Below are 25,425 nucleotides of genomic sequence, written 5' to 3'. Positions count from 1 at the left end.
AGCTGAGCCCCCATGGGTTTGCTGGACGCCCTGTTCGGACGGAGCAGGCCGGTCAAGCCGGACCTGGACCAGCTCTTCGGCCTGCCGTCCGCAGCGATCACCCTCCAGGCCGCCATCGGCTTCAGCCCGACCGGCCTGGGCTCGGTGTGCTTCGCCTCCATCGAGGGCGGGGCATTCGCACAGGTCCAGCAGGAGGTACGAGCCCTCCTGGGTGCAGACACCGAACGGGGCGGCGCACCGGTGGAGTTCAGCCGTGACGCCTACGGGTACTCCTGGCTGGTGTCACGCCGCGACCCCGACGACCTGCCCGCCCTGGTCAACGACCTGCACGCGGTGAACACCGCCCTGCAGGACAGCGGCTTCGGACCGCAGCTCCTCTGCTCCCTGGTCACCTTCCAGGACGCCGAACCGCGCCGTCTCGGACTGGTCTACCTGTACAAACGCGGCACCTTCTACCCATTCGCTCCGCTGCCTGGCCAGAAACGCGACAACCCGCTGGAATTCCAGGTCAAGGCCACGGTCAAGGACGACCTGCGCATCGAGGAGGACCTGAGCCGCTGGTTCCCGCTGTGGGGCGCCCCCGGCCTGTGAACGGCAGGAACCTGTCCGACCCGGGAACAGAGCCCGAAGCTGCACCCCCTTCGGCATTCAGGTGAGCTTGCGCCGCGGCTGGCGGTACCGCTCTGGCGAGCGCCGCCGAGGACGGTGAACCTGAATGCAGCGGCCGATCGCCGGTCGCGCCCAGACCACGGCATCCCCCGTCGGAAAGGTCCGCCCGGCATGTCACTCAGCTATCCGCACCGGGGCCACACCGCCCTCAGAGTGGGCGGAGCCTGCGTCCTGCTCGCCCTGGCCGGCTGCTCGAACGGCGGCAACGGCAGCAGCAACGACACCACCCCCGCCACCACCAGCGCCTCATCCGCCCCGAACACCTCCAACACCGGCGCGGCGCACATCACGATCAAGAACTTCACCTTCAGCCCGGCGAATCTTCAGGTGCACCCCGGGACGAAAGTCATCGTCGAGAACCAGGACTCGGTCACGCACACCGTGACCGCCACCGGGGCCAAGGCATTCGACACCGGCGACATCGATGCCGGCGAAACAGCCACCTTCGTCGCTCCGTCCACATCCGGCAGCTCTCCCTACATTTGCACCATCCACCCGAACATGAAGGGCACCCTCACCGTGAGCTGACGCCAGGACGAGCCGGGTGGCGGTGAGCACGGCGAGCTTGCCGCCGGTGGGCTCCGGGACGCGAAAGGCCGTATCGGACTGCTCCGATACGGCCTCTCACCTGCGACTTCGAAAAGTCGGGACGACAGGATTTGAACCTGCGACCCCTTGACCCCCAGTCAAGTGCGCTACCAAGCTGCGCCACGTCCCGGTGCCCGTCTGACCTGGGGTTTCCCCCGGCCGAACGCGCATGAGAACAATACCGCACTCGGGGCGGTGGTCACGAACCGCTTTCCGCGCCGCGGCCCCCAGGTGATCTCAACCGAACGTGCGGCTGCACGGCCGGCGCGCTACGCGCACTGCGCGTCGCCCGTTCGCTACGGCCAGTGCCGCGTGCTCCGCTCGGGCCCGGTGCGAAGCCGGACGGCCGACGCGGTCGGCCGACGCTTCCGTCGGCCTGGTCAGTCCGACTGCGGATCCGCCAAGTCCGGGTGCGCGTCCAGCAGCCTCCGTGGGGCCGCCTGCCGCCAGGAGTCGAGCAGGATCGCATACAGCTCCTCCTCGTCCTCCAGCGCCGCCAACCGCACCCGCAGCCACGCATAGTTGTCGTCGTGTCCCGCCCGGATGAAAAACTTCTCCGGTTCGGACGCGATCAGCTCCTCCCGGTCCCCCTTCGGGCACTTCACCCCCATCACCTTGTCGTCGTCATCGAGCGAGGCGAAGATCTTCCCCCCGCTCTCCAGGCGGAACGTGGGCATGCCCCAGGCGAGCTTCTCCAGCGCGCCGGGCAGGGAGAGCGCGACTCTGCGTACGTCGTCGGCGGTGGCCATGTGAAGACCGTACGACGCGGCACTGACACTCACCCCGCCGTTGCCACATAGGGCTCTCCCGACCCATTGACCCCGCGTAACCGTCACTCCTACGCCGTGCGACGCGCACAGAAAGCGCTTTCTACATCGGAGTCCGCCCACCAGCGCCGGGAGCGCTCAGGAGCCCCGGGCGCCGGGACTGGGGTCGAGGTGGACGAGTCGGTGGTGCGTGAGCCGGCCATCGATGTGCTGAAGCACCGGGGCCGGGCTTGACAGCGCCGGGGCCGGCGAGCACGCCGGTGTGCGCCCCCCTTGTGCGCCTTGTGCGCCAGGCATCACCTCCGTGCGCCCTCTATGCCCGCGTCCGTGTCCGTCCTCGCAGCCCACTTGGCTTCTTTGCGGTCAGGGTCCGCGCGGTATCGGTTATTCCGGTGTTCCTGAATGTCACGGCTGTGAACGTCTGAGACATGCTCTTGTCCCTCAGTGCCATATGCCCACTAAACCTTTGCCGTTGGCATGTGGCAGAAAGAGGTGCAGTGGGAATGCCGTACGGCAGGACCGAACGGGCCTGTTCCACGCGAAACACATCCTGAATCAAACGTCAAGGGTCTGCGTTTTGGCCAAAGTTGGCAACGATCTTGTGCCGCCCGAAAACGATCAACACCATGAGGTGGTCGGCCTGTTCGGGACGGGACCACTGCCGATGCACCACCTGCTCGAACAACTGGCCGAGCAGGCGTTTCGCAGAGGAGGACTCGCGATGGACGGATACTTCGCCGGTCGACTGCATCATCAACTACGCCAGCGCGTGCGCGACTTCGCCGAGAGGGAGGTACGGCCTCGGATTCCCGCGATGGAGGCCTCCCGCTCGGTCCACCGGGAGCTGTCCCGGCTGATAGCCCGGCAGGGCTGGCTCGGCGCCACCATCAGCAAGGACCACGGTGGCATGCAGGTCGGGCACCTTGCCAAGACCATCATCATCGAGGAGCTGTCCCGCGTCAGCGGGGCCATGGGCGCAATGGTGCAGGCCTCGCAGCTGGGCGTGGCCAAGATTGTCCATTTCGGCAGCGACGAACAGAAGAAGACCTGGCTCCCTTCGATCGCCGCCGGCGACTGCCTGCCGACCATCGCCGTCACCGAACCCGAATCGGGCGGCCATGTGCTGGGCTTGAGCGCCACCGCCGTACGTGACGGCGACGATTACATACTCAATGGCCGAAAGGTGTATGTAGGCAACAGCCATGTAGGTGATCTGCACGGCGTGGTGGCGAGGACCGGTCCCGGATCCCGGGGGCTCACGGCCTTCTTGGTGGAATCGGACCGACCGGGGTTCGGCATCGGCGAGGAACAGCCCTCGATGGGCCTGCACGGCTTCAGCTTCGGCGAGCTGCACTTCCACAACTGCCGCGTCCCCGCGCCGAACAGGCTCGGAGAGGAGGGCGACGGACTGGCCGTGGCGTACTCCTCCAGTGTGCTCTACGGACGCGCCAACCTCACCGCCGTATCGCTCGGCATCCACAAGGCGATCCTTGAGGAGACCACGCGCTTCTGCACGGAGCGGTATCGCTACGGCAAGCCGCTCCACGAACTGCCCTCCATCAAGCTGAAGCTGGGGCAGCTGCAGTCGCGGCTGATGACGGCCCGGCTCGCCGCGTACCACGCCGTGCATCTGCTCGACGAGGGCCTGCCGTGCGATGCGGAGCTGATGAACGCCAAGCTGGTCAATGTCGAGTCCGCGATCGACTCCGCGCGGGCCGCGATGGAGATCCACGCCGCGGCCGGGCTGTTCACCGACCGCCCCATCGAGCGCTATCTGCGGGACGCGCTGCATATGTTCGCCCCGGCCGGCACCTCCGACATCCAGTTGCTGCGCCTTGCGGAGGTGGCGCTGGGTACGGCGAAGGGCGAGTGGTCGCAGCAGCTGTCCGAAGAGGTGAGGCTGCAGCCGGCGGTGTGACCCCTGGGCGCTGCGCCGGACCCCTCCCCCTGCGCCCTGCGGGCGTGGGGGGACCCTCATGCCCACAGGGGGTGCTCCTGATCCCGGGGCGCAGCCCCCTGCCCCGCTCCACAGACCCCGAGCCCACACGCCGCCGACATGGGGCGCCCCCGGAGGGTCCGGAGGGCTTGGCTCCGCGCCCCGCGGGCACGGAGAGACCCCCGGCGGGCGTCCGGGGGCTTACTCACTGCGGGCGTTGCGCCCCAGCGGGGGCGGGGGCGGCCTAGATTCCGCCGTCCTCGCGGCGGTGGATCTGGTCGATCAGCTCCGCCGCCAGCGACTTGATGGTCTCGAGACCCGCCCGCCCCCAGGGCCGCGGCTCAGTGTCCACAACACAGATCGTGCCCAGCGCGATCCCCGTACGGTCGATCAGCGGCGCCCCCAGATAGGAGCGGATGCCGATCTCGTCGACGACCGGGTTCCCCGCAAACCGTGGATAGTCGCAGACATCCTCGAGGACCAGCGCCTTGCGCCGTACCACCACATGCGGGCAGTAGCCGTGGTCGCGCGCCATGAAGCGGCTGACCCCGCCACTGCCCGCGGCGGCCGCGTTGAGATCGGAGCCGGTGTGCGTGCCCCCCGGGGTGTGCAGCCCGGCGAAGAACTGCCGGTTCTCGTCTATGAAGTTGACCATGGAGAAGGGCGCGCCGGTCACCTCTGCCAGCTTGCGCGCGAACTCGTCGAAAGCGGGGTCCGGCCGGTCCCCGAAACCGAGCTGGCGCAGCCGCCGCACCCGCACGGGCGCTTCCCGGTCGACGGGAGTCAGCAGGAGATGGCCGGTCGGATCGTACGTCATGTCGGAGCTCCGTAGCTCGGTGCCGGAGTCGGCACCGGGGTGGTGGTGAGCAGATGCTGGACGAGGGTGACCAGGGTCTTGATCCCCGAGCTGGCGATCCGCGCGTCGCAGAGCACGACCGGCACCTCCGGCTTGAGGTCGATGGCGGCCCGCACCTCTTCCGGGTCATAGCGGTACGAGCCGTCGAACTCATTGACGGCGACAACGAATCCGATGCCGCGGCGCTCGAAGAAGTCCACCGCGGAGAAGGAGTCTTCGAGCCGGCGGGTGTCGGCGAGGACGATGGCCCCGAGCGCGCCCTCGGAGAGCTCGTCCCACATGAACCAGAAGCGTTCCTGGCCCGGTGTGCCGAAGAGATAGAGCACATGGCTCGCGTCCAGCGTGATCCGGCCGAAGTCCATGGCGACCGTGGTGGTGGTCTTGGACTCGATGCCGTCCAGTCTGTCGGTCGCCGCGCTGACCTGGGTCAGCAATTCCTCCGTACTCAGCGGCTCGATCTCGCTCACCGCTCCTACAAAGGTCGTCTTGCCCACCCCGAACCCGCCCGCTATCAGGATTTTCAGCGCGGTGGGGAAGAGCTCGTCGAGATCAGAGCCGTCGTCGTAGGCCATCGAGCACCGCCTCCAGCAAAGAACGGTCGGTGGAAATGTCGTGGCTGCGGGGCGCCCGCGCGGTAACCGCCCCGCAGTCCACAAGATCGGAGAGCAGCACCTTGGTGACGACCGCCGGCAACCTGAGGTGCGCCGAGATCTCGGCGACCGAGGTCGGGCCGTCGCACAGACCCAACGCCACTGTGTGTTCGGGGCCGAGCTGGGTCTGCGGCGAGGCCCCGGTGGCCATCACTAAGGAGAGCAGATCCAGCGCGGCCGTTGGACGGGTGCGGCCGCCGCTCACCGTGTACGGCCGGATGAGCCGGCCGGCCGCGTCGTCGAGCAACGGCCCGTCCTTGGGGGACGGCACCTTCATGGCCTCGTGACGCTCGGCGCTCCCGCCGAATGTCTGGCCGGCGTGGTCAGATACGGCCGTACGCTCTTGACCAGCATCGCCATCTCGTAGCCGAGGACCGCGGCGTCCGCCTCGCGCCCGGCGAGCACGGCGAGGCAGGTGCCGGATCCCGCCGTGGACACGAACAGCAGGGTGGAGTCGAGCTCCACCACCACCTGACGCACCTCTCCGCCGTCGCCGAAGCGCGCTCCGGCGCTACGGCCCAGGGAGTAGAGACCCGAGGCCAGAGCCGCCATATGGTCGGCACTGTCGGCATCCAGGCCGTGCACGGATTTCACCAGCCCGTCGGAGGAGAGCAGTACCGCGTTACGGGTGTACGGCACACGCTGGACCAGGCCGCCGAGCAGCCAGTCGAGGTCCGAGACATGGCCGTTCGGCACGTCGCTCGCCATGGTGCATCTACTCCTTGGGGGTGTTGTCGTGGCGCTGCGGTTCGGGCTGCGCTGCGAGGTCCGCGAGGGACTGCGACTCGGCCAGTCCGATGCCTCGCTGGAAGGCCGCGATCAGGCCGGGGTCATGGACCGCTTGGTCGTCGTCCTTGCGGGGCGCCGGGGTGTCCCGCAGCTGTGGGACAAGGTGTTCCTGACTGCGGCGCTTGGGCAGTTGGGGGCGCCCCATAGTGCCGCGGACCACGCCTTCCGCGGGCGGCCCGTCCGTGGTGTGAGACGGCTGGGGGGCTGAACTCTGCTGCGGGACCGAGGAGTTGGCACGCGGGACGGCGCCGGAGGGGTTGGGGCGCTCGACATGCTCTCCGCGTACGGGGAGGGGGCCGGGGCCGACATTGGCGGCGTGTACCGGCTGCCGCTGCACCTGTGGCTGGGGCTGCTGCTGGGGCTGGGGAAGCGGAAGGCGCGGCGGTGAGTGCGGCTGCTGCGGGACCGAGGGCTGCGCCGCGGTCGCCCGGGCGGCGGCCGTCCGTCCCCTGGGGGTCCCCGCGGCCTCGGTCGCCGTGGCCGGGGCGGTTTGCTGAACCGCTTCCGGCTCGGAGCCCAGGAGACCCTGCGGCAGTACGAGAATGGCCTGCACGCCGCCGTAGATATTGGACTGCAGCCGGACCGCGATGCCGTGCCTGCGGGCCAGTGCCGAGACGACGAAGAGGCCGATCCGCCCGTCCTGCAGCAGATGGGCGACATTGACCTGATCGGGGTCGGTGAGCAGAGCGTTCATCTTGTTCTGCTCACCGAGCGGCATGCCCAGACCACGGTCCTCGACCTCGACGGCGAGACCGGCCGTGACATGCGAGGCGCGCAGCAGCACCTGTGTGTGCGGGGCGGAGAACAGCGTGGCGTTCTCGACCAGTTCGGCGAGGAGGTGGATCACATCGGCGACTGCGTGGCCGCGCAGCGTGCCGTCGATCGGGGGCACCAGCTTGACCCTGGGGTACTGCTCCACCTCGGCGATGGCGGAACGGAGCACCTCGGTCATGGTGACCGGGTTGGACCACTGCCGCCTGGAGATGGCGCCGCCGAGGACGGCGAGGTTCTCCGCGTGCCGGCGGATGCGGGTGGCCAGGTGGTCGACATGGAAGAGGCCCTTGAGCAGCTCGGGGTCCTCGACCTCGTTCTCCAGTTCGTCGAGGAGCTGGATCTCGCGGTGGACCAGCGACTGGAGCCGCCGGGCCAGATTGACGAAGACTTCGACCTTCTGTTCGTTGCCGACGCTGCTGGAGAGCCGGGAGGCCTGTACGACCGCCGTCACCGCGGCCTCGTACGAACGGTCCAGCTCATGGGTCAGCAGAGTGAATTCGTCCCCGTCCAACGGGGATGCGGTCGGCGGCGTGGTGCGGGCCGGCGGGCCTTCCCCGCGCCTGAGCTGCTCGACCACGGCCGGCAGGTCGGTCTGCACGCGCGCGGTGGTGCGGCGTAAGGCTGCGCACCGGTCGAGTACGGACTTGGCCATCCGGTCCGCGCCCATCGCCGCCGCGGCAATGGCTGCGACGGCAAGCACTGAGCTTCCGGTCAGCACCGCCCAGAGAGCGGCGGAGGGACGTGGATTGGCGATGCGGAGGATGAAGAGCACCGCGGCGGCGCCGCTGAGCGCGGCGACGACCGCGGGCAGCACTGCGGTGCGCAGGAGTTGAGGGCGTATACGGGCGTCCGGCGACGACGGCGGCACGGGTTGCGACCTTCCCGCTGACGACAGGGAGCGGGCGCCTGGCCGGCCGTGGCGCCCGCCCTCGCGGCGGTCCGGCCGCGCGGCGGGTGCGCGTAGTTGAGACATCAGCGTCCTTGGTACGTGGGGCCCCAGGAATCGGCGTACTGCAAGTGGGCAGCTGGCAGCATCGGCTGATCAGCCGGGCAGGGCATCACAAAATGAGCCCATGGCTGATCACCAGCCACACACAGTAGTCGCCAAGCAGGCACGTGCGGTGGGCAGTTGACAAACTTGCTCGCCAATCGTCCCGCCTTGGTATGAGGATTCGCACGACAGGCCGACACCACGGCCCGCCCCCTGCCGGCGTGTCGTCGGCATGTCGCCTGGCGGCAGGGGGGTACGCCGCCTGCTCAGGCGGTGGGCGCCACCTCGGGACTGCCGGTGCCCGCGGCCGTGGCCCAGCCCTCTGCGGGAGCGGTCGCCACCTCACGCCACCACAGCTCGGACGGAACGCTCGCGGCGGTCGGCTCGAACGGCTGGCCCGGTAGCGGCAGAGCGATGCGCGCGCCCGCGCCGGCCGCCGCCGAGACCGTGCCCTCGCCGGGCTCGGCCCACGGATGGGGCGCGAGGTTGAAGGTCCCCCAGTGGATCGGCAGCATGGCGCCGGACGGTCGGCCGCCCTGGAGATCCAGATGGGCGCGCATGCCCTCGGCCGGTGTCATGTGAATGTCCGGCCAGTATTCGCTGTACGCACCGATCTGGATCATCGTGGCGTCGAACGGGCCGTGCTCGGCGCCGATGTCCTTGAAGCCCGGGAAGTATCCGGTGTCGCCGCTGTGGTAGATACGGTGCTCGGGTCCGGCGACGGCCCAGGAAGCCCAGAGCGTGTGCTGCTGGTTGCGCAGCCCGCGCCCGCAGAAGTGCCGGGCGGGGGTGGCGGTGAGCCGGAGGCCGGCCACCTCCGTCGAGTCGTTCCAGTCCAGCTCGCGCAGCCGGTCGGCGGACACGCCCCAGCGCTCGAGGTGCGCGCCGACGCCCAGGGGCACCGCAAAGACCGTGTCCGTCGAGGCCAGCGCCTTGATGGTGGGCAGATCCAGGTGGTCGTAGTGGTCGTGGGAGATCACCACGACATCGACCGGGCCGAGGGCCGCGACGGGCACGGGCACGGGGTGCAGTCGCTTGGGCCCGGCGAAGGAGTAGGGCGAGCAGCGCTCGCCCCAGACCGGGTCGAAGAGCACCCGGCGCCCGTCGATCTCGGCCAGGACACTGGAGTGCCCCATCCAGGTGAGCCGCAGCCCGGAGGCGGGCGGCTTGGCCAGGTCGGCGAGGGTGGTGGCATGCACGGGCACCACGCCGATCGGCGAGCGGCGGGCCCGTGCCTCCTTGCGGAAGTAGATCTTGGCGAACTCGATCATGGAGCTGCCGGACGGTCTGGTCCTGGCCCCCACCGGATTCTGGAAGCTGCCGTCGGAGAAGTTCGGCGAGCGAAGGATCCGCTCCCACCGCTCTCCGGCCGGATCGGCCCCGAACGCGGCGGGGCGCAGCGAGCGCAGCCGGGATCTCAGCGGATGGGAAGAACCAGTGCCGGTCACGGCACCTCCAGAGGTTGAGGTCTTTTCATTATGAGCAAAGGGTCCGACAGAGCGGGAGCGAAGCGGCCGGGCGCAGCCTGCTCGATCCACTCAGCCGCGCGGCTGGCCATAGGCCCGTTCGACATGCAGGCGCAGCACAAGGCGCTTGTCGCGGACCATTGCCTGCCGGTAGTCGTCCCAGTCGGGGTGCTCGCCCTGGACGTCGCGGTAGAGGGTGATCAGCTCCTCGACGGTGGCGTCGTGCGGGTCGGCGGCGACCGCGGTGAGCTCGGCCGTACCGTCGACGGCCGTCCACGCCCATCTGTCGGCGCTGGTGACGTGATACGTGGCGCGCGGGTCACGCCGTAGGTTCCGCGTCTTGGCCCGGTCGTCCGTGATCGACACCCGGATGATCCGCTCGTCCGGGTAGTACCGGTGATTCACGTTGGAGAGCTGGGGCCGGCCGTCCCGCTTGAGGGTGACCAGCACGCCGCCACCCTGCTCGGCGACCAGCTTGAGCAGGGCTTCCTGTGCATCCGGCTGTGCGTCGGTTTCCGTCATGCTTCCAGGAACGCCTGGCCGGGTGCGGGTGTTCCTGGAGGTTCGGGAGACGGGGCGCGCGGGTCTACTGACGATCACGTTGACAGGGCGGCTCGCCCCTCCGGATACTGAACGACGGTTCAGTTAACCACCGTCGTCGCGTCCTGGAGGCAGCATGTCCGAGCTCCCCGTCGAGCTGGTCCCGCTCACGACCGAACAGCGCGACATGGTCGAGCTCACCCGCGCGTTCGCCCGCGAGGAGATCCGGCCGCGGGCGCGCGCGGGCCGACCGGCTCGGCGGCGAGGGTGGGGGCTTCCGCGGCCTCATGCGTACGTTCGACATCTCGCGCGCGGTGCTGGGCGCGGCGGCGGCGGGCGTGGCACGGGCGGCGTACGAGTACGCCTGCGACTACGCCAAGAGCCGTCAGCAGTTCGGCAAGCCCGTCATCGAGCACCAGGCCGTGGCCTTCCGTCTTGCGGACATGCGCACCCGTATCGAGCAGGCACGGCCGATGACCCGGCGGGCCGCCAAGCGGCTCGACGCCGGGCTCGATGCGACGACCGACGCGGCGATGGCGAAGCTGACGGCCGCGGAGACGGCGGCGTACTGCACCTGGGCGGCGGTCCAGACGCTCGGCGGATGGGGGTACTCGCGCGAGTTCCCGGTGGAGCAGTGGATGCGGGACGCCAAGCTCGAGGAGATCGAGGAAGGCACCTCGGACATCATGCGGCTGATCATCTCGAGGAGCATGTGACATGGGGCCCGCGGCTGTGACGGGCGGCGAAGCCGTCGTACGAGCGCTGTCGGCGCACGGTGTCACCCAGGCCTTCGGGATTCCCGGCACGCACAACCTGGAGATCTACCGGCATCTCGCCGCCCATGGCATCGCCCATGTGACACCGCGCCACGAGCAGGGCGCGGGGTACGCGGCCGATGCGTACGCCCGGGTCAGCGGGCGGCCCGGGGTCGCGATCACCACCACGGGGCCCGCGCTGCTGAACATCGCGGCGGCCGTCGGCCAGGCCTACTCCGACAGCGTTCCCCTGCTCGTCGTGTCGCCCGGGATGCCGCTGCGGCATCCGCGCCAGTCCACCGGACTGCTGCACGAGATGCGCAGCCAGAGCGAGGCGCTGCGGGGTGTCGCGGCCTTCAGCCACCGGGTGTCGACGGCCGACGAGATCGGCGCGGCGGTCGCCCGGGCGTTCACGCTCTTCACCACCGGGCGGCCGCGCCCGGTCCACATCGAGATCCCGCTCGATCTGCTGGAGGCCACGTCGACGGCGGTGGAGGTGCGGATCGCCCCGCCGGTCGCACCGCCCCTGCCCCCGCCCCGCGAGCTCGGGCATGCCGTCGAAGCCCTGCGCACGGCGCGCCGTCCCGCGCTCGTGCTGGGCGGCGGCGCACGCGAGGCGGGGGCCGAACTGCTCGCCCTGGCCGAGGAGTTGGCCGCGCCCGTGGTCACCACCGCCAACGGCAAGGGGATCGTGGACGAGTCCCACCCACTGTCACTGGGCGTCTCGCTGCACAGCGCGGCCGTCCAGAAGTGGCTGGCCTGGCGCGATGTGGTGCTGGCCGTGGGCACCGAGTTGGCCGAGTCGGATCTGTGGTCACCACCGCCACCGCTGGGCGGCACGCTGGTACGGGTCGACGTGGACCCGGCGCAGATGTACGCGGGTGTGCCGGCCGATGTGGCGCTGGTGGGCGACGCACAGCACGTCCTGGCCGCGCTGCTGGCCGCGCTCCGGGACGCCGGCTCCGGCCCGGTCATCCCGATGAGCGTCGCGCCACCTGCCACGGAGCTGCATCTCGTACGCACCACTGGGAGCCCCGACGACCGCAGCGGCCGGTCCGACGGCGGGACGCCGGGCAGCCCACCTTTGCGGCTCGCCCACGACGCGGCGGGACGCGCCGCCGAGCAGGTCGCCGAGCTGCGCCTCGCACGCGACGCCGAGACCAAGGACCGGGACGCGCGCTGGCTGCCGTATCTCCGGGCGATCCGCACCGTCCTCGACGCCGACGCCGTCATCACCTCCGACAGCGCCCAGTGCTGCTACTACGGTGCGCTCCCACATCTGCCGATCGGTCCCGGCGCGCGCTATCTGCACCCCACCGGCTTCGGCACGCTCGGCTATGCGCTGCCCGCCGCGATCGGCGCGAAGACCGCGTGTCCCGGCCGGCAGGTGGTCGCGCTCAGCGGGGACGGCGGCCTGCAGTTCTGCGTGCAGGAGCTCGCCACCGCCGCCCAGCTCCAACTGCCGCTGCCCGTCGTCGTGTTCGACAACGGCGGCTACGGCGAGATCCGCGACGAGATGGCCGCGCGCGGCGACGCCCCGGCAGGCGTCGATCTCGCGCCCGTCGATCTGTCCGCCCTCGCCCGCGCCTACGGCGGGCACGGCGAGCGCGTCACCAGCCCAAAAGCGCTCGCCTCGGCCCTTGCCAGGGCCCTCGCCACCCCCGGCCCCACCGTGATCACCGTTCCCGAGGAGACCGCCCGATGACCACTCCCCTGCTGTCGCTCACCTGGACCGACCATGTCACCGGCCGCCAGGGCCACTTGGTGATCGACAGGCTGGTGCGCGGGGTCTCGAGCGGAGGTCTGCGGATGCGCGAGGGCTGCACGCTGGAGGAGGTGGCCGGTCTGGCGCGTGGGATGACCATGAAGGAGGCCCTGCACTACAACCCCGACGGCCGGTACATCCCGCTCGGCGGGGCGAAGGGCGGCGTCGACTGCGACCCGCAGGACCCGCGCGCGTACGGGATCCTGGTCCGCTATCTGCGCGCCGTGCGTCCCTACATCGAGACGATGTGGACCACCGGCGAAGACCTCGGGCTCAGCCAGGACATCGTCGACCGCGCGGCCGCGGAGGCCGGTCTGGTCTCCTCCATCCAGGCCGTCTACCGGCTGCTCGACGACGAGAGGACGGCGCGCCGGCGGCTCGCGGACGCCTTCGGTGTGGAGGTCGACGGCATCGGTCTCGACGAGCTCGTCGGGGGCTGCGGAGTCGCCGAGTCGGTGCTGGTCGCGCTCGACCGGGCGGGTGTGAGGTACGCGGGAACGCGCGTCAGCGTGCAGGGACTTGGCACGATGGGCGGCGCGACCGCGCGCTTCCTCGCCCGGGCCGGGCTGAAGATCGTCGCCGTCGCCGACATCAAGGGCACGGTCGCCAATCCGGACGGCCTGGACGTCGAGGCGCTGCTGGCGGCGCGTGACTCGTACGGCACGATCGACCGTACGGCGCTGCGGCCGCAGGATCTGGAGCTGCCGGGCGACGCCTGGCTGTCCGTCGACGCGGAGGTGCTGGTGCCGGCCGCCGTCTCGTACGCGGTGGACACCGCCAACCAGGCGCAGATCATCGCCCGCTGGATCGTCGAGGCGGCCAACATGCCCGTGCTGGCGGACGCGGAGGAACTGCTCGCTCGGCGAGGGATCACCGTACTGCCGGATGTCGTGGTCAACTCCGGTACGAACGCCTGGTGGTGGTGGACCCTGTTCGGGGACATCGAGGCGGATGCGGACGAGGCGTTTGCGCACACCCGTCGCTCGATGCGGGCGCTGGTCGACCAGATGCTCACGCGCGCGGAGGCGGACGGGACGACTCCGCGGGCCGCGGCGCATGCGATCGTCGCCGACCGACTGCCGGTCATCGCCGAGCACTTCGGCTGGTACAGATGACGACTTCGCTCGACGCGCTGTTCGACCCGGGCTCGGTCGCCGTCGTCGGCGCGTCGGACAACCCGCAGAAGTGGGGCTACTGGCTCGCGGCCGGGGCTCACCGACACGGCCGTCGCCCTTGCCCCGCTCACCCCGGCACGTGCCCGTGCGTTGCTGCTTCCGCTGCTCGTGCACCCCGGCGGGGCCCTCGCGCTCGATGTCCACGGTGTGCGGACGGCGTCCAAGATCGGCTGTGTAGGGTGAGGACGTGGCAAGAGTCCGGTTGAACGTGGCAGAGCGGCGCGAGGAGCTGCTCAGTGCTGCCGTCGAGCAGATCGAGGAACACGGAGTGGCGGCGGTGCGCATCGCCGATGTCGCCTCGGCGCTCGGGGTGAGCAATGCCCTGGTCCTCTACCACTTCTCGACCAAGGAGAAGCTCGTCGCGGCCGCCTTCGCCCACGCCGCCGACGGCGATCTCGCCCATCTGCGCAAACTGCTGGGCCGCCGCACCTCCGCGCTCCGCCGCCTGCGGGCAGCGGTCCGCTGGTACGCGCCGACGGGCACGGCCAAGGGCTGGCGGCTGTGGATCGAGGGCTGGGCGGCCGCGCTGCGCGAGCCCGCGCTGCGGGAGGTGGCCCGCGATCTCGACCAGCAGTGGAAGGCCGCTCTGACGGAAGTCATCGCGGAGGGCGCCGAAGCGGGCGAGTTCCCGTGCGAGGACCCGGCGGCAACGGCCTGGCGGCTGACGGCGTTTCTGGACGGGCTCGCCGTGCAGATGACCTCGTACGCGGGATCGCTCTCGCGCGCGGCGATGCTGGAGTGGACCGACGAAGCGCTCGCCCGTGAGCTGGGTGTGGAACGCGAAGCCCTTACCGCCGCCGCACGCTGAACCGCGAGCGGTCATACTGGGCAACTGTGTCGCACCAGTCGCAGCAACAGCAGACCGATCAACTCCCTTACTACGCACACGATGTACTGGTCGTCGGTGGCAGCGGCGTGGACACGGTCGTCCGCGTGGACTCGCTGCCCGTCCCGCTCGCGGACTCCGTCGGCGTCGGCCCGATCCGCGAATGGCCCGGCCACACCGGCGGCAATGTGGCCCTGGGCTGCCGGGCACTCGGACTGAATGTCACCCTGCTCGACTACGTCGGCGACGACTGGCCGGGGCGGCAGGTCCGGGAACGGCTCGCGGCCGGCGGGGTGGCCTTCGAGCCGCTTCTCTCCCCGGCCGGGACCCGGCGCGCGGTCAATCTCGTCGACCCCGCCGGCCGCCGGATGTCCTTCTACGACGGCCGCGATCCGGCAGACCTGCGGATGCCACGCGAGGTCTACCTCCCCCATCTGCGGCGGGCCCGCCATGTCCATCTCTCGATCGTGAACTTCGCCCGGTTCCTCTACGACGACATCGAGGAGCTGGGCACCCCGGTCTCCACCGATCTGCACGACTGGGACGGACTGGCCGACCACCAACGGGAGTTCGCGCTCCGCTCGGACCTGGTCTTCCTCAGCGCGGCGGGCGCGGGTGAACGGATAGCGTCGGTGATGCGCGAGATCCTGCGCGACGGACGGGCCCAGGCGGTGATAGCGACGGCGGGCGCCGGGGGCTCGTATCTCCTCACCCGTGACGGCGGCAGCACACCGCGCCCCGTCCCCGCGGCGGCGCCGCCGGCTCCGGTGGTGGACTCCAACGGTGCGGGCGACGCGTATGTCTGCGGCTTTCTCTACGGGCGGCTGGCAGGCCGGGACCTGGAGGACTGCGCCCGGCTCGGCGCACTGGCGGGCGCCCATGCCTGTACGGGCGAGGGCAGTACGGCGCTGATCAGCGCGGCGGGGCTGCACTCGGACCGGGTCTGAAGAGCGGCCGGGGTCGCGGGTGCGTCACGGCACCCGCACCCGGCACCGCTACAGAGGCAGCAGATTGGGGCGCTTGGCCTCGACATGGTCGCCGGAGCTCTCGCCGCGCAGTCGCCGCCCGATCCATGGCACCAGATGCGTGCGCGCCCACTGGATGTCGTCCCGGCGCACCTCGAGCGGGCCGCGCGGCGGCTGCGGCGGCCACGGCTGGTCCGGGTCGGCGGGCACCTCGATGCCGAGCACCTGGGCGGCTCGCAGCGCGACCCTCGTGTGGCCCTCGGGCGACAGATGCAGCCGGTCGGCGTCCCAAGCACGCCTGTCCTGCACGGACTTGAGCGACCATAGGTCCAGTACGGGGCAGTCGTAACGGTCGGCGATGGCCCGGACATGCGCGGTGTACGTGGCGATCTTGCCGCGCAGATGGCGCAGTACCGGCACGTCGCGCGTGTCGAAGCCGGTGGTCACCATGACCGTGCCGACGGCTCCGGTGAGCTCGGCGACGGCCCGCTCGAAGCGCTCGGCCACGTCGTCCGGGTCGGTGCCCGGCCGGATGATGTCATTGCCGCCGGCGCAGAACGTCACCAGATCCGGGGCGAGTTCCTTCGCCCTCGGCACCTGTTCCGCCACGATCTGGTCGAGCAGACGGCCGCGTACGGCGAGATTGGCGTACCTGAAGGTGTGTTCCGGCATCCGGTCGCCGAGCAGGACCGCGAACCGGTCCGCCCAGCCGACGTACGTCCCGTCGGGGCCCGGGTCTCCGACGCCCTCGGTGAAGCTGTCACCGATAGCCGCGTACGACCCGAATGCGCCACTGTTCTTGTCTCTCGAATCGTCTGCCACGAGTCCATATCTTTCCCTTACGGGTGTGACCTACGCGACCGTAAGGAGGGGTTGACGAGGGGTGATCTATACCACCGGTCAAGTTTCCCCCAACCCGGAATACGCCGAATCCCCTCGCGCCGCTGGGGGATTCGGCGCGAGGGGATCGGCGGGACCGGTGGATCAGATCGAGACACCGTGCTGGCGCAGGTACGCCAGCGGGTCGATGTCCGAGCCGTAGCTCGGGCCGGTGCGGATCTCGAAGTGAAGGTGCGGACCGGTGGAGTTGCCGGTGGAGCCGGACAGACCGATCTGCTGGCCGCCGCTCACGCTCTGGCCGGCGGAGACGGCGAGCGAGGAGAGGTGGCCGTACTGCGAGTAGCTGCCGTCGCCGTGCTGGATGACGACCTCGTTGCCGTAAGCGCCGCCCCAGCCCGCGGAGACCACGGTGCCCGGACCGACGGCCTTGACGGTGGTGCCGGTGGAGGCGGCGAAGTCGACACCGGTGTGGTAGCCGCTGGACCACATGGAGCCGGCGAGGTGGTACGGAGTGATCACGGTCGCGCCGCTGACCGGGGCCGTGAAGCCGGAGCCGCTGGTCTGCGAGGCGCTCGCCGAGTCACCGGAGGAGGACTGCGCGGAGGCCTTCGAGGCGGAGGCCTGAGCGTCACCGGAGGAGGGCTTTGCCTTGCGCTCCGGGCGCGGCTTCGACTCGTGGTGGGCCTTCGCCTTCGACTTCCCGCCGAGGGTGAGCTTGAGGCCCGGGTGGATCAGCGAGGGGTCGTCGCCGACCTGCTTGCGGTTGTCCTCGTACAGCTTCTTCCAGCCGCCGCGGACATGGTGCTCGTCGGCGATCTTGGAGAGATAGTCACCGGCGACGACGCGGTAGGTGGTGGGGGCGGCCTGCTTCTTGGCGAGCGGGGCCGTGGCGGCGGTCGTCGGCACCTGCGGGGTGGCGGCGGTCACCGCCGTGTGGGAGGTCGCGGCGGGCGCGGTCTGGCCGGCCGCATGGGCGCCGGCGGCGCCCATCAGCGGAAGGGCGATGGCGGCGCCACCCGTACCGGCGGCGACGAATCCGCGGGTGATCGGGCTGGTCCTGGGACGGCGGTGCTTACCCTTTCCGGGCATGGCGCATTCCTCTCCGGCGCCTGCGAGGTGAGCTGTCGGGTTCGGGCTGGAGATGCCCGGTCGAGCAAAATGCACGACTTAACCCCGAGCCGTCCGGGATGTCCGGAATCGGCATACTTCTTGGGTCCCCCGCTCCTGCCACGCGTGGGTGGGTTTCGAATTCCGGGCGGCGGCAGGATTAGGCGGTCCGTCCGGATTGACGGTGACGCTAAACGAGCCGGATCAAAAGGAACAAGCCACTGCTTTCGCCGATCATGGGCCACTGCGGCATCAAGGGGAAATTTCCCGTCACCCTCCGTGGAACCGGGAACCGCAACTCTCCGGCCCGTAAGGGATTTCACGCCCCACACGCCGCCACGGACCGTCACGAATATGATCCTGCTCACGAGGCGTGCCCCATCTCCTTTGCAGACGGGGCACGTTATATCTAATCGTCCAATTCGGACAGAAGCGTCATTTAATGACGAGGGCTCTCACTTACGTCCACATTCCCGCCTTTTTGGCCGGAGGAATTCCACCGCCCTGCGTCCAGGGCCCGGGCCCTGCCGCGAGTCGCCTCAGCGGCGGCGCAGCCTGATCACGGTGGCGTCCAGGTCACCCTTCAGTCCGGTGTGCAGTCCGTGGTGCAGCAGCACGGACCCGCGGTGTACGGCGCCGGTGTCCACGCACGCGTAGCCGGCCGCCGGGTCGATGCCGCGCAGCCGCAGCCGCGGCGGCTGCTCTCCGTAGTGCTGCGCCTGCAGCCAGGCGAGTACGACGGTCTCGCAGCCGCGGACGTACTGCACGGCGCTGAGCCCGCCTTCGGGCGCCCGGAGCCGGTACAGCTCGCCGTGCTGGACCAGCGGCCGGATCTGCTTGTAGAGCTCCACCCAGCCGCGTGCCTCGGCGAGCTCCTCCTCGCTCCACGCGGTGAGGTCGCCGCCGACCCCGAGCACACCGGCCATCGCGCTGACGAAGCGGAGGCGCAGCGTGCTGACGCGGCCGTTGAGCTGGACATTGGGGCTGTCGGTGACCCAGGCAGCCATGACCCGCGCGGGGTGCAGCTGGGTGAAGCCCTGCTGGATCGCGAGCCGGTCCAGCGGGTCGGTGTTGTCCGAGGTCCACACCTGGTCGGTACGGGAGAGGATGCCGAGGTCGATCCGGCCGCCGCCGCCCGAGCAGGACTCGAAGGCGACGGACGGATGCGCGGCGCGCAGCCGGTCGATGAGTGCGTACAGCGCATGCACATGCTCGACCCACAGCTTCTGCGGGTACGGTTCGCCGGGCCAGCCCGCGTCCGTGAAACAGCGGTTGAAGTCCCATTTCACATAGTCGACGGACGCGCTCGAGAGCAGCCCGTCCAGCTGGTCCCATAGGTACTCCTGTACGTCCTCGCGGGCGAGGTTCAGTACAAGCTGATTGCGGAACTCGGTCCTGGCGCGGCCGGGGTGATGCTGTACCCAGTCGGGGTGCGCGCGGTAGAGATCGCTGTCGGCGTTGACCATCTCCGGCTCGACCCAGATCCCGAACTGCATGCCCAGCGCGTGCACTTCGCCGGCGAGCGGCCCCAGTCCTTGCGGGAAGCGTTCGGCGTTGGGGGTCCAGTCGCCGAGTCCTGCGCGGTCGCTGGTGCGCTGCCCGAACCAGGCGTCGTCCACGACGAACAGCTCGACGCCCATGGCGGCGGCCCGCTGGGCGAGTTTCCGCTGCTGCTGCTCGGAGATGTCGAAGCCGGTGGCTTCCCACGAGTTGTAGAGGACCGGGCGGTCCCTCGCCGCGTCGGGGATGACGTGCGCCAGCTGCCAGGCGTGCCAGGCGCGGCTGGCTCCGCCGAATCCGCCGTCGCTCCACAGCCCGGCGAAGACGGGCGAGGTGTACGACTGGCCGGGTGCGAGCCGCAGCAGTCCTGAGTCGTCGTAGCCCGCGCCGCCGGTGATCTGCACCAGCCCGTCGGGCAGCTGCTGTACGCAGATCCGCCACGATCCGGACCAGCCGAGCGCGCAGCCGTAGACCTCACCCTGCTCCTCGGTGGCCCCTTCCGCATCGAGTGCGACCCACGGCAGGTGCTGGTGCCCGGTGTGGCCGCGGCGGCTGCTCAGCACCTTCTCGCCGTAGGTGAGCTCGGAGCGTACGAGCAGCGACTCGGCCGCCCACCGGCCGTGCAGTTGGCTGAGCCGCCAGCGCTCGCGTTGCGGCAGCGTCCAGACGGCGGCGTCGGCCCGCAGCAGCTCCAGGCCGGGCCCCTCACCCGTATGGGTGACGCTGACCCAGCGCTCGACGACATCGGAGTCGTCGCGCATGCGGTGGTGGAGTGTGAGGCCGAGGCGGTGCACGGCGTCGGTGAAGCTGAGCCGCAGTTCGTCGCCGTCCAGAGCGGCGCCGCCGAAGGTCCACTCGGTGCCGCGCACCTCGGGTGTACGGACCGAGAGCGCCGGGCGGACGAAGCGCGGACCGCCTTCGACCGGGTATTCCTCGCGCCCGTCGAGCTGCGACTCGAACGGCCGGTACGGGGCCGGGCCCTGGGCCGCGAGTGCCTCCGCGTCGGCGGCGGAGATTCGCGGCCCCCAATGGATATGAACCAGTTCGTCATCATCGGTCAGGTGCAGTGCATAACTGCTCGCGGGTCCGGAGAGGACCCACGTACGACCCTTGCCAACACGCTCGATCATCCCAACCCCTCAGATCCTCACAGGTCCGCACAGGCCCGCACATCATCCGACGGGAGGCTCTGCCTGTGCAACGCTCTTGCGCGGACGGCCGAGATGATTGCCTGATAAAGCAGTGTCGTATCGTCGGGATCGCGCCCTCGTCGGCGAACAGCGCCGACGGCAGTGACTTCAGGAGCCCTTGGTGACGCAGCAGCTGCCGCAGGTCCCGTCGACAGAGCCCACACTGTCCGGAGTGCGCAACTTCCGGGACGTGGGCGGCCTGCCGACCGTGGACGGCCGGCAGATACGGTCCGGACGGCTCTTCCGCAGCGGTCATCTGGCACACGCGACCGAGGCCGACGCCTCGTTCCTGGCCACACTGGGCCTGCACACGATCTTCGACTTCCGCAACTCGGCCGACATGCGCCTCGAGGGCCCGGACGTCGAGTTGCCCGGCGTGCGGAATGTGAATCTGCCGCTCAGCGACCCGGCGGACGGCGCCGAGTTCTGGCGGATGGTCCGGGACGGCAACCTCGACCAGCTGAAGTCGATCCTCGCGGACGGCAAGGCGGCCGGGAGGATGTCGGCCTCGTACCGGACGATGGTCAAGCACCGCACCGCCGAGCACAGCCAGGTGCTGCACGCGCTCGCCGCCGACAGTGTCCCCGCCCTGATGCACTGTGCGGCGGGCAAGGACCGGGCCGGTCTGTCCATCGCCGTCTCGCTGCTGGCGGTCGGCGTCGAGCGGGACGCCATCGAGGCGGACTACCTGAAGTCCAATGACCCGCACCGCCGCTATCTGGTCCGCCGCAGCGACAACTCGCCGGCCGGGATGTCGCCTGAGGTCATGGAGCTGCTGAGGCCGCTCTTCGACGCGCGCGCCGAGTATCTCCACGCGGCCTTCGAGACGATCGAGCAGACCTGGGGCGGCACCGAGCGCTATCTCAGCGAGGGCCTGAAGGTGAGCCCCGAGACGCGGGAGCGGCTGCGCGAGCGGCTCCTCGACGAGGCCTGAGCCATCGGCGGGCAGGGGCCGGCTACCCGTTGCCGCCGAGCGTGAACAGCAGGTAGAGGAAGGCGGCGAACAGATGGCCCGCCACCAGATAGGCGAAGAGCCGGATCACCAGCCCCCGGGGAAACTTCCCCTCTTCGTTGTGCTTGGACATGGCAGGCCTCTCAGGTGTGTCAGGAATGCGGATGGATGTCCGGGCTCTGCAGCAGCGTGTGGACGAACAGCAGCTCGGCCCCCTCGGGCGTGGCTGCCGCGATGCGGTGCGGGGTCATGGAGTCGAAGTGCGCGCTGTCACCGGGGCTCAGCTCGTGCACCGCTTCGCCCAGACCCAGCCGCACTCGCCCGTCGAGGACGTACAGCCACTCCTCGCCCGGATGCACCCGGACCAGATTGCCCTGGGTGCCGTACGGCACCACCAGCCGCAGAGCCTGCATGGCCCGGCCGGGTCCGCCGGCCTGGTGGTAGGTCCAGCCCTCGGCGACCGTCGGTTCCCGGCTTCCGGCGCGGATGACCGGCTCACGATCCGGCGCCGTCTCGCCGAGCAGCTCGGCGATCGTCGTGCCGTAGATGCGGGCGAGCGCGAGCAGCATCGGCAGCGAGGGCTGGCGGTGGCCGGTCTCGAGCCGGGACAGATGGGCGGGGGAAAGCCCCGCACGCCGGGCGGCCGTTTCCAGGGTGAGACCGCGCCGGCGGCGTAGTTCGCGCAGCCGTGGTGCGACATCGGGCAGCGTGGTGTCCGCCGCCGCTCCGGAAGGGGTGGTCATAGGTCCATTGCGTCAGGAACCTGCCTCGGAGGCAACTTTCTTGCCCCAGAGGCAAAGGCGACAACATCAGCGGTTGGCGACGGCCTGCTTCACCAGCGTCTTGCCGAAGTCCCACATCAGCCCGCCACCGCCGTGCGCGTCGTCCATCACGGCCGTGAAGGCGGCCACGAACCGCTCCACCTCCCGCTCGCCGATGGTCAGCGGCGGAATCAACTTGATCACTTCCAGATGGTCGCCGGAGACCTGGGTGAGGATCCGGTGCTTCTGCAGCAGCGGCACCACGACCATCTGCGCGAAGAGTCCCTTGCGGGCCGCCTGCAGCATGGTCCAGCGGCTGCGCAGCCGGATCGAGTCCGGTCGCCCGAACTCGATGCCGATCATCAGGCCGCGCCCGCGCACCTCGTGCAGCAGCTCATAGCGGTCGACGAGCGCGGCAAGGCGTGACCGCAGCAGCTCGCCGGTCACCCGGGCGTTGGCGACGACCTGCTCGTCCTCGATCACCGAGAGCACGGCGAGCCCCGCGGCCATCGCCTGGGCGTTGGAGCCGAAGCTCGCCGAGTGCACCAGCACCCGGTCCATCGACGAGTAGACCTTCTTGAAGATCCAGTCCTTGCCGAGGGTCGCTCCGACCGGGACATAGCCGCCCGACAGCGCCTTCGCCACGCAGACCAGATCCGGCTCGACTCCTTCCTCGTGCTGGTAGGCGTAGAAGTCGCCGGTCCTGCCGAGTCCGGTCTGCACCTCGTCGGCGATCAGCAGCGCCTTGTGCCTGTGCAGCAGTTCCTGTGCCGCGTACAGGAATCCGGGCGGCGTTTCGTGCACGCCCTTGCCCTGGATGGGCTCCACGACGAAGCCCGCCACATCGCCGCGCCCCAGCTCCCGCTCCAATGCTGCGAGATCGCCCATCGCGATCGCCGTGTCGGGCAGCAGCGGCGCGAATCCGTCCCGGAACCCCGACTCCCCGTTGACCGACAGGGACCCGGTGGTCAGCCCGTGGAAGGCGTGCGAGCAGTAGATGATCCGCGGCTTCCCGGTCGCGTACCGGGCGAACTTCAGGGCCGTCTCGACCGCCTCCGTACCGCTGTTCCCGAAGAACACCCGGTCCAGGTGCGGACTGTGCGCCAGCAGCTTCTCGGCGAGCAGGCCGGGCAGCGGCTGGCAGTCGAAGCGGGTGAGGTCGGCGAGCGAGGCGTCCAGGACGTCGTGCAGTGCCTTGCGTACGACGGGGTGGTGCCGGCCGAGCCCCATCACGCCGAAGCCCGCGAGCATGTCGAGGTAGTCGTTGCCCTCGGCGTCCCAGAAGTACGCGCCCTCGGCCCGCTCGTACACCTTGTCGAAGCCGATGGTGTGGAGCATGCGCGGCAGCTGGTGGTTGAGATGCCGCGCATGCAGCTCATAGCGCTCGGCTCCGCGCTCCGCGAGGAGTCTCGCCAGATCGAAGCCCTTGAGCGGCTCGGTCATTCCTCAGCTCTCCTTGACTGGCTCTGCCTGACGGGACCGGCCGGCCGGCTCTCCCAACTGGGTCTCCTTGACGGCCATGGCGGCACTGATCCGTCCCGCGATCTCCACCGGTGTGAGCCCGATGTCGGCCAGCACCTCGGCGCGCTTGGCGTGCGCGAGAAACTGCTCCGGGATGCCGAAGGTGCGCAGCGGCACATCCACTCCGGCGTCCCGCAGCGCCTGTCCGACGGCAGAACCGACGCCGCCGTTGCGGCTGTTGTCCTCCACCACGGCCACCAGGCGGTGGTTCGCGGCGAGCGGCGCGAGCTGTTCGTCGACGGGCTTGACCCAGCGCGGGTCGACGACGGTGCAGCCGATGCCGCGCCCCCGCAGCAGCTCCACCGCCTGCAGACAGACGGGCGCGAGGGCGCCCACCGACACCAGCAGCACATCGGCGTTCTCGGCCCGGTGCAGCACGTCCATCCCGCCGATCCGCGTGATCGCCTCGACCGGCTCGCCCACCGACTCCTTCGGGAAGCGCAGCACGGTCGGCGCGTCGTCCACCTCGACGGCCTCGCGCAGCTCCTCGCGCAGCCGGTCGGCGTCGCGCGGCGCGGCGATCCGCAGCCCCGGCACGACCTGCAGTATCGACATGTCCCACATGCCGTTGTGGGAGGGCCCGTCGACACCGGTGACCCCGGCACGGTCGAGTACGAAGGTCACTCCGCACTTGTGCAGGGCCACGTCCATCAGCAGCTGGTCGAAGGCGCGGTTGAGGAAGGTGGCGTACACGGCGACGACCGGGTGCAGCCCGCCGGTCGCGAGCCCGGCCGCGGAGACGGTGGCGTGCTGCTCGGCGATACCGACGTCCCACACCCGGTCGGGGAAACGCTCGGCGAACTGCGTCAGGCCCACGGGGTGCAGCATCGCGGCGGTGATCGCCACGACGTCCGGCCGCTCGGCCCCTATCTCCGCGATCTCGTCCCCGAACACGGAGGTCCAGGAGGGCCCGCCCGCGGGCGAGAGCGGCTCGCAGGTCAGCGGGTCCATCACGCCGACCGTGTGGAAGCGGTCGGCCTCGTCCTCCAGGGCGGGCTGGTAGCCGCGTCCCTTCTCGGTCAGACAGTGCACGAGGACGGGCCCGTGAAAACGCTTCGCACGGCGCAGCGCGGACTCGACGGCGGCGATGTCGTGCCCGTCGATCGGCCCCACGTACTTCAGTCCCAGATCCTCGAACATCCCCTGCGGCGCGAACGCGTCCTTGAACCCCTTCTTCGCGCCGTGCAGCGATTCGTACAACGGCTTCCCGACGACGGGGGTGTGCTGAAGGACGTCCTTGCCCCACGCCAGCACGCGCTCGTAGCCGTCGGTGGTACGGAGCGTGGCGAGGTGGTTGGCGAGGCCGCCGATCGTCGGCGCGTAGGACCGCTCGTTGTCGTTCACGACGATGATCAGCGGCCGGTCCTTCGCCGCGGCGATGTTGTTGAGCGCCTCCCAGGCCATGCCGCCGGTGAGGGCGCCGTCCCCGATGACCGCGACGACATGGTCGCTGCTGCCCAGCACCTGATGGGCCTTGGCCAGTCCGTCCGCCCAGCCGAGCACGGTCGAGGCGTGGGAGTTCTCGATGACGTCGTGCTCGGACTCCTCGCGCGAGGGGTAGCCGGAGAGCCCGCCCTTGCCGCGCAGCTTGGAGAAGTCCTGGCGGCCGGTGAGCAGTTTGTGTACGTAACTCTGGTGCCCGGTGTCCCACAGGATGCGGTCGGCGGGCGAGTCGAAGACCCGGTGCAGGGCAACGGTCAGCTCCACAACGCCGAGGTTGGGGCCCAGATGGCCCCCTGTCCTGGCCACCGCATGGACCAGGAACTCTCTTATCTCCTCAGCGAGTTCTTCGAGTTCCGCATCGGTCAGCGCCTTGAGATCGTGCGGCCCCCGGATGCTCTCAAGAATCGTCACGGTCGGACCCCCTTCACATCCTGTTCAGCTCACGGTGACGGCGGGCGACCCCGAGGCCACCCCTTCGCCCTCCATGGATTCGGCGATTTTCATCGCCTCTTCGATGAGGGTCTCGACGATCTTCGACTCGGGCACGGTCTTGATGACCTCGCCCTTGACGAAGATCTGGCCCTTGCCGTTTCCGGAGG

The 25,425-nt window shown here is 70.0% G+C and carries 24 protein-coding genes, 1 tRNA gene, 1 pseudogene and 1 riboswitch; of the genes and pseudogenes, 9 read left to right on the top strand and 17 right to left on the bottom strand.

Annotated elements, in window-relative coordinates:
* Positions 1-12 precede the first annotated feature (12 nt).
* Together ACI2LP_RS26635 and ACI2LP_RS26630 are read left to right on the top strand one after the other, a co-directional pair.
* The gene (locus ACI2LP_RS26635) at positions 13-591 is read left to right on the top strand and encodes a hypothetical protein (RefSeq protein ID WP_404727041.1); all 579 of its coding nucleotides are present in this window, start codon (positions 13-15) and stop codon (positions 589-591) included.
* A 189-nt stretch (positions 592-780) separates the two neighbouring features.
* Positions 781-1,197, top strand: coding sequence for a cupredoxin domain-containing protein (locus tag ACI2LP_RS26630; protein WP_404727040.1), 417 nt, complete (start codon positions 781-783; stop codon positions 1,195-1,197).
* A 116-nt stretch (positions 1,198-1,313) separates the two neighbouring features.
* Here the strand turns inward: ACI2LP_RS26630 and ACI2LP_RS26625 are convergent.
* Positions 1,314-1,387: transfer RNA gene (locus tag ACI2LP_RS26625), tRNA-Pro, on the bottom strand.
* Between the two features lie 250 nt (positions 1,388-1,637).
* Positions 1,638-2,006: an MmcQ/YjbR family DNA-binding protein gene (locus tag ACI2LP_RS26620; RefSeq protein ID WP_404727039.1), complete on the bottom strand. Its 369-nt coding sequence runs from the start codon at positions 2,004-2,006 to the stop codon at positions 1,638-1,640.
* A gap of 739 nt (positions 2,007-2,745) precedes the next feature.
* Between ACI2LP_RS26620 and ACI2LP_RS26615 the strand changes: the two genes are divergently transcribed.
* Positions 2,746-3,942: an acyl-CoA dehydrogenase family protein gene (locus tag ACI2LP_RS26615; protein WP_404727038.1), complete on the top strand. Its 1,197-nt coding sequence runs from the start codon at positions 2,746-2,748 to the stop codon at positions 3,940-3,942.
* 262 nt (positions 3,943-4,204) lie between these two features.
* Here the strand turns inward: ACI2LP_RS26615 and ACI2LP_RS26610 are convergent, their stop codons facing one another.
* The 7 genes from ACI2LP_RS26610 to ACI2LP_RS26580 form a co-directional block, all read right to left on the bottom strand.
* Positions 4,205-4,777, bottom strand: a complete 573-nt coding sequence (locus ACI2LP_RS26610; RefSeq protein ID WP_360865934.1) for a GAF domain-containing protein — start codon at positions 4,775-4,777, stop codon at positions 4,205-4,207.
* Positions 4,774-5,388, bottom strand: coding sequence for a GTP-binding protein (locus ACI2LP_RS26605; protein ID WP_404727037.1), 615 nt, complete (start codon positions 5,386-5,388; stop codon positions 4,774-4,776). Before ACI2LP_RS26605 ends, ACI2LP_RS26610 begins: the two co-directional genes overlap by 4 nt.
* Complete coding sequence (locus ACI2LP_RS26600) at positions 5,366-5,737, bottom strand: DUF742 domain-containing protein (protein ID WP_404727245.1); 372 nt, start codon at positions 5,735-5,737, stop codon at positions 5,366-5,368. Before ACI2LP_RS26600 ends, ACI2LP_RS26605 begins: the two co-directional genes overlap by 23 nt.
* A 2-nt stretch (positions 5,738-5,739) precedes the next feature.
* Positions 5,740-6,174, bottom strand: a complete 435-nt coding sequence (locus tag ACI2LP_RS26595; RefSeq protein ID WP_404727036.1) for a roadblock/LC7 domain-containing protein — start codon at positions 6,172-6,174, stop codon at positions 5,740-5,742.
* Between the two features lie 7 nt (positions 6,175-6,181).
* Positions 6,182-8,002: a sensor histidine kinase gene (locus tag ACI2LP_RS26590; protein WP_404727035.1), complete on the bottom strand. Its 1,821-nt coding sequence runs from the start codon at positions 8,000-8,002 to the stop codon at positions 6,182-6,184.
* Between the two features lie 284 nt (positions 8,003-8,286).
* Positions 8,287-9,468 carry an MBL fold metallo-hydrolase gene (locus ACI2LP_RS26585; RefSeq protein WP_404727034.1) on the bottom strand — a complete coding sequence of 394 codons (1,182 nt, stop codon included), beginning with the start codon at positions 9,466-9,468 and terminating at the stop codon, positions 8,287-8,289.
* 90 nt (positions 9,469-9,558) lie between these two features.
* The gene (locus ACI2LP_RS26580; protein ID WP_404727033.1) at positions 9,559-10,008 is read right to left on the bottom strand and encodes a PPOX class F420-dependent oxidoreductase; all 450 of its coding nucleotides are present in this window, start codon (positions 10,006-10,008) and stop codon (positions 9,559-9,561) included.
* 305 nt (positions 10,009-10,313) lie between these two features.
* Here ACI2LP_RS26580 and ACI2LP_RS26575 point away from each other — a divergent pair, with 305 nt between their 5' ends.
* The 5 genes from ACI2LP_RS26575 to ACI2LP_RS26555 all read left to right on the top strand — a co-directional run bounded on the left by ACI2LP_RS26575 (position 10,314) and on the right by ACI2LP_RS26555 (position 15,494).
* Positions 10,314-10,742 carry an acyl-CoA dehydrogenase family protein gene (locus ACI2LP_RS26575; RefSeq protein ID WP_404727032.1) on the top strand — a complete coding sequence of 143 codons (429 nt, stop codon included), beginning with the start codon at positions 10,314-10,316 and terminating at the stop codon, positions 10,740-10,742.
* 1 nt (position 10,743) lies between these two features.
* Positions 10,744-12,486 carry a thiamine pyrophosphate-dependent enzyme gene (locus ACI2LP_RS26570; protein WP_404727031.1) on the top strand — a complete coding sequence of 581 codons (1,743 nt, stop codon included), beginning with the start codon at positions 10,744-10,746 and terminating at the stop codon, positions 12,484-12,486.
* Positions 12,483-13,661, top strand: a complete 1,179-nt coding sequence (locus ACI2LP_RS26565) for a Glu/Leu/Phe/Val dehydrogenase dimerization domain-containing protein (protein ID WP_404727030.1) — start codon at positions 12,483-12,485, stop codon at positions 13,659-13,661. The genes ACI2LP_RS26570 and ACI2LP_RS26565 overlap by 4 nt, the downstream gene beginning before the upstream one ends.
* Before the next feature lie 247 nt (positions 13,662-13,908).
* Positions 13,909-14,529: a TetR/AcrR family transcriptional regulator gene (locus ACI2LP_RS26560; protein ID WP_404727029.1), complete on the top strand. Its 621-nt coding sequence runs from the start codon at positions 13,909-13,911 to the stop codon at positions 14,527-14,529.
* Between the two features lie 86 nt (positions 14,530-14,615).
* On the top strand, positions 14,616-15,494 hold the full coding sequence (locus tag ACI2LP_RS26555; RefSeq protein WP_404727244.1) for a carbohydrate kinase family protein: 879 nt from the start codon (positions 14,616-14,618) through the stop codon (positions 15,492-15,494).
* A 48-nt stretch (positions 15,495-15,542) separates the two neighbouring features.
* Here the strand turns inward: ACI2LP_RS26555 and ACI2LP_RS26550 are convergent, their stop codons facing one another.
* From ACI2LP_RS26550 to ACI2LP_RS26540, 3 genes are all read right to left on the bottom strand, one after another.
* The gene (locus tag ACI2LP_RS26550; RefSeq protein WP_404727028.1) at positions 15,543-16,334 is read right to left on the bottom strand and encodes an SGNH/GDSL hydrolase family protein; all 792 of its coding nucleotides are present in this window, start codon (positions 16,332-16,334) and stop codon (positions 15,543-15,545) included.
* Positions 16,335-16,496: 162 nt separating this feature from the next.
* A complete protein-coding gene (locus ACI2LP_RS26545; RefSeq protein ID WP_404727027.1) occupies positions 16,497-17,441 on the bottom strand; it encodes a peptidoglycan DD-metalloendopeptidase family protein in 945 nt (314 codons plus the stop codon).
* A 4-nt stretch (positions 17,442-17,445) separates the two neighbouring features.
* Positions 17,446-17,602, bottom strand: a riboswitch (cyclic di-AMP (ydaO/yuaA leader).
* A gap of 396 nt (positions 17,603-17,998) precedes the next feature.
* On the bottom strand, positions 17,999-20,089 hold the full coding sequence (locus tag ACI2LP_RS26540; protein WP_404727026.1) for an alpha-galactosidase: 2,091 nt from the start codon (positions 20,087-20,089) through the stop codon (positions 17,999-18,001).
* A gap of 181 nt (positions 20,090-20,270) precedes the next feature.
* On the opposite strand from ACI2LP_RS26540, the gene ACI2LP_RS26535 reads away from it, so the two are divergent.
* Positions 20,271-21,083, top strand: a complete 813-nt coding sequence (locus ACI2LP_RS26535) for a tyrosine-protein phosphatase (protein WP_404727025.1) — start codon at positions 20,271-20,273, stop codon at positions 21,081-21,083.
* Between the two features lie 22 nt (positions 21,084-21,105).
* Here the strand turns inward: ACI2LP_RS26535 and ACI2LP_RS26530 are convergent, their stop codons facing one another.
* From ACI2LP_RS26530 to ACI2LP_RS26510, 5 genes and pseudogenes are all read right to left on the bottom strand, one after another.
* Positions 21,106-21,234 (bottom strand): DUF6126 family protein, encoded by a 129-nt coding sequence (locus tag ACI2LP_RS26530; protein ID WP_360865978.1) that lies wholly within the window; start codon positions 21,232-21,234, stop codon positions 21,106-21,108.
* Between the two features lie 19 nt (positions 21,235-21,253).
* Complete coding sequence (locus tag ACI2LP_RS26525) at positions 21,254-21,844, bottom strand: helix-turn-helix domain-containing protein (RefSeq protein ID WP_404727024.1); 591 nt, start codon at positions 21,842-21,844, stop codon at positions 21,254-21,256.
* A gap of 66 nt (positions 21,845-21,910) precedes the next feature.
* Complete coding sequence (locus ACI2LP_RS26520) at positions 21,911-23,305, bottom strand: aspartate aminotransferase family protein (RefSeq protein WP_404727023.1); 1,395 nt, start codon at positions 23,303-23,305, stop codon at positions 21,911-21,913.
* Positions 23,306-23,308: 3 nt separating this feature from the next.
* Positions 23,309-25,237: a 1-deoxy-D-xylulose-5-phosphate synthase gene (gene dxs, locus ACI2LP_RS26515; RefSeq protein ID WP_404727022.1), complete on the bottom strand. Its 1,929-nt coding sequence runs from the start codon at positions 25,235-25,237 to the stop codon at positions 23,309-23,311.
* 24 nt (positions 25,238-25,261) lie between these two features.
* A pseudogene (locus ACI2LP_RS26510) lies at positions 25,262-25,425 on the bottom strand (4-hydroxy-3-methylbut-2-en-1-yl diphosphate synthase); the annotation flags it as partial.

Source organism: Streptomyces sp. NPDC019890 (genome assembly GCF_044903445.1).
GTDB lineage: Bacteria > Actinomycetota > Actinomycetes > Streptomycetales > Streptomycetaceae > Streptomyces.
The sequence above is the reverse complement of the archived record's forward strand: the minus strand, read 5'-3'. Positions and strand labels throughout refer to the sequence as shown.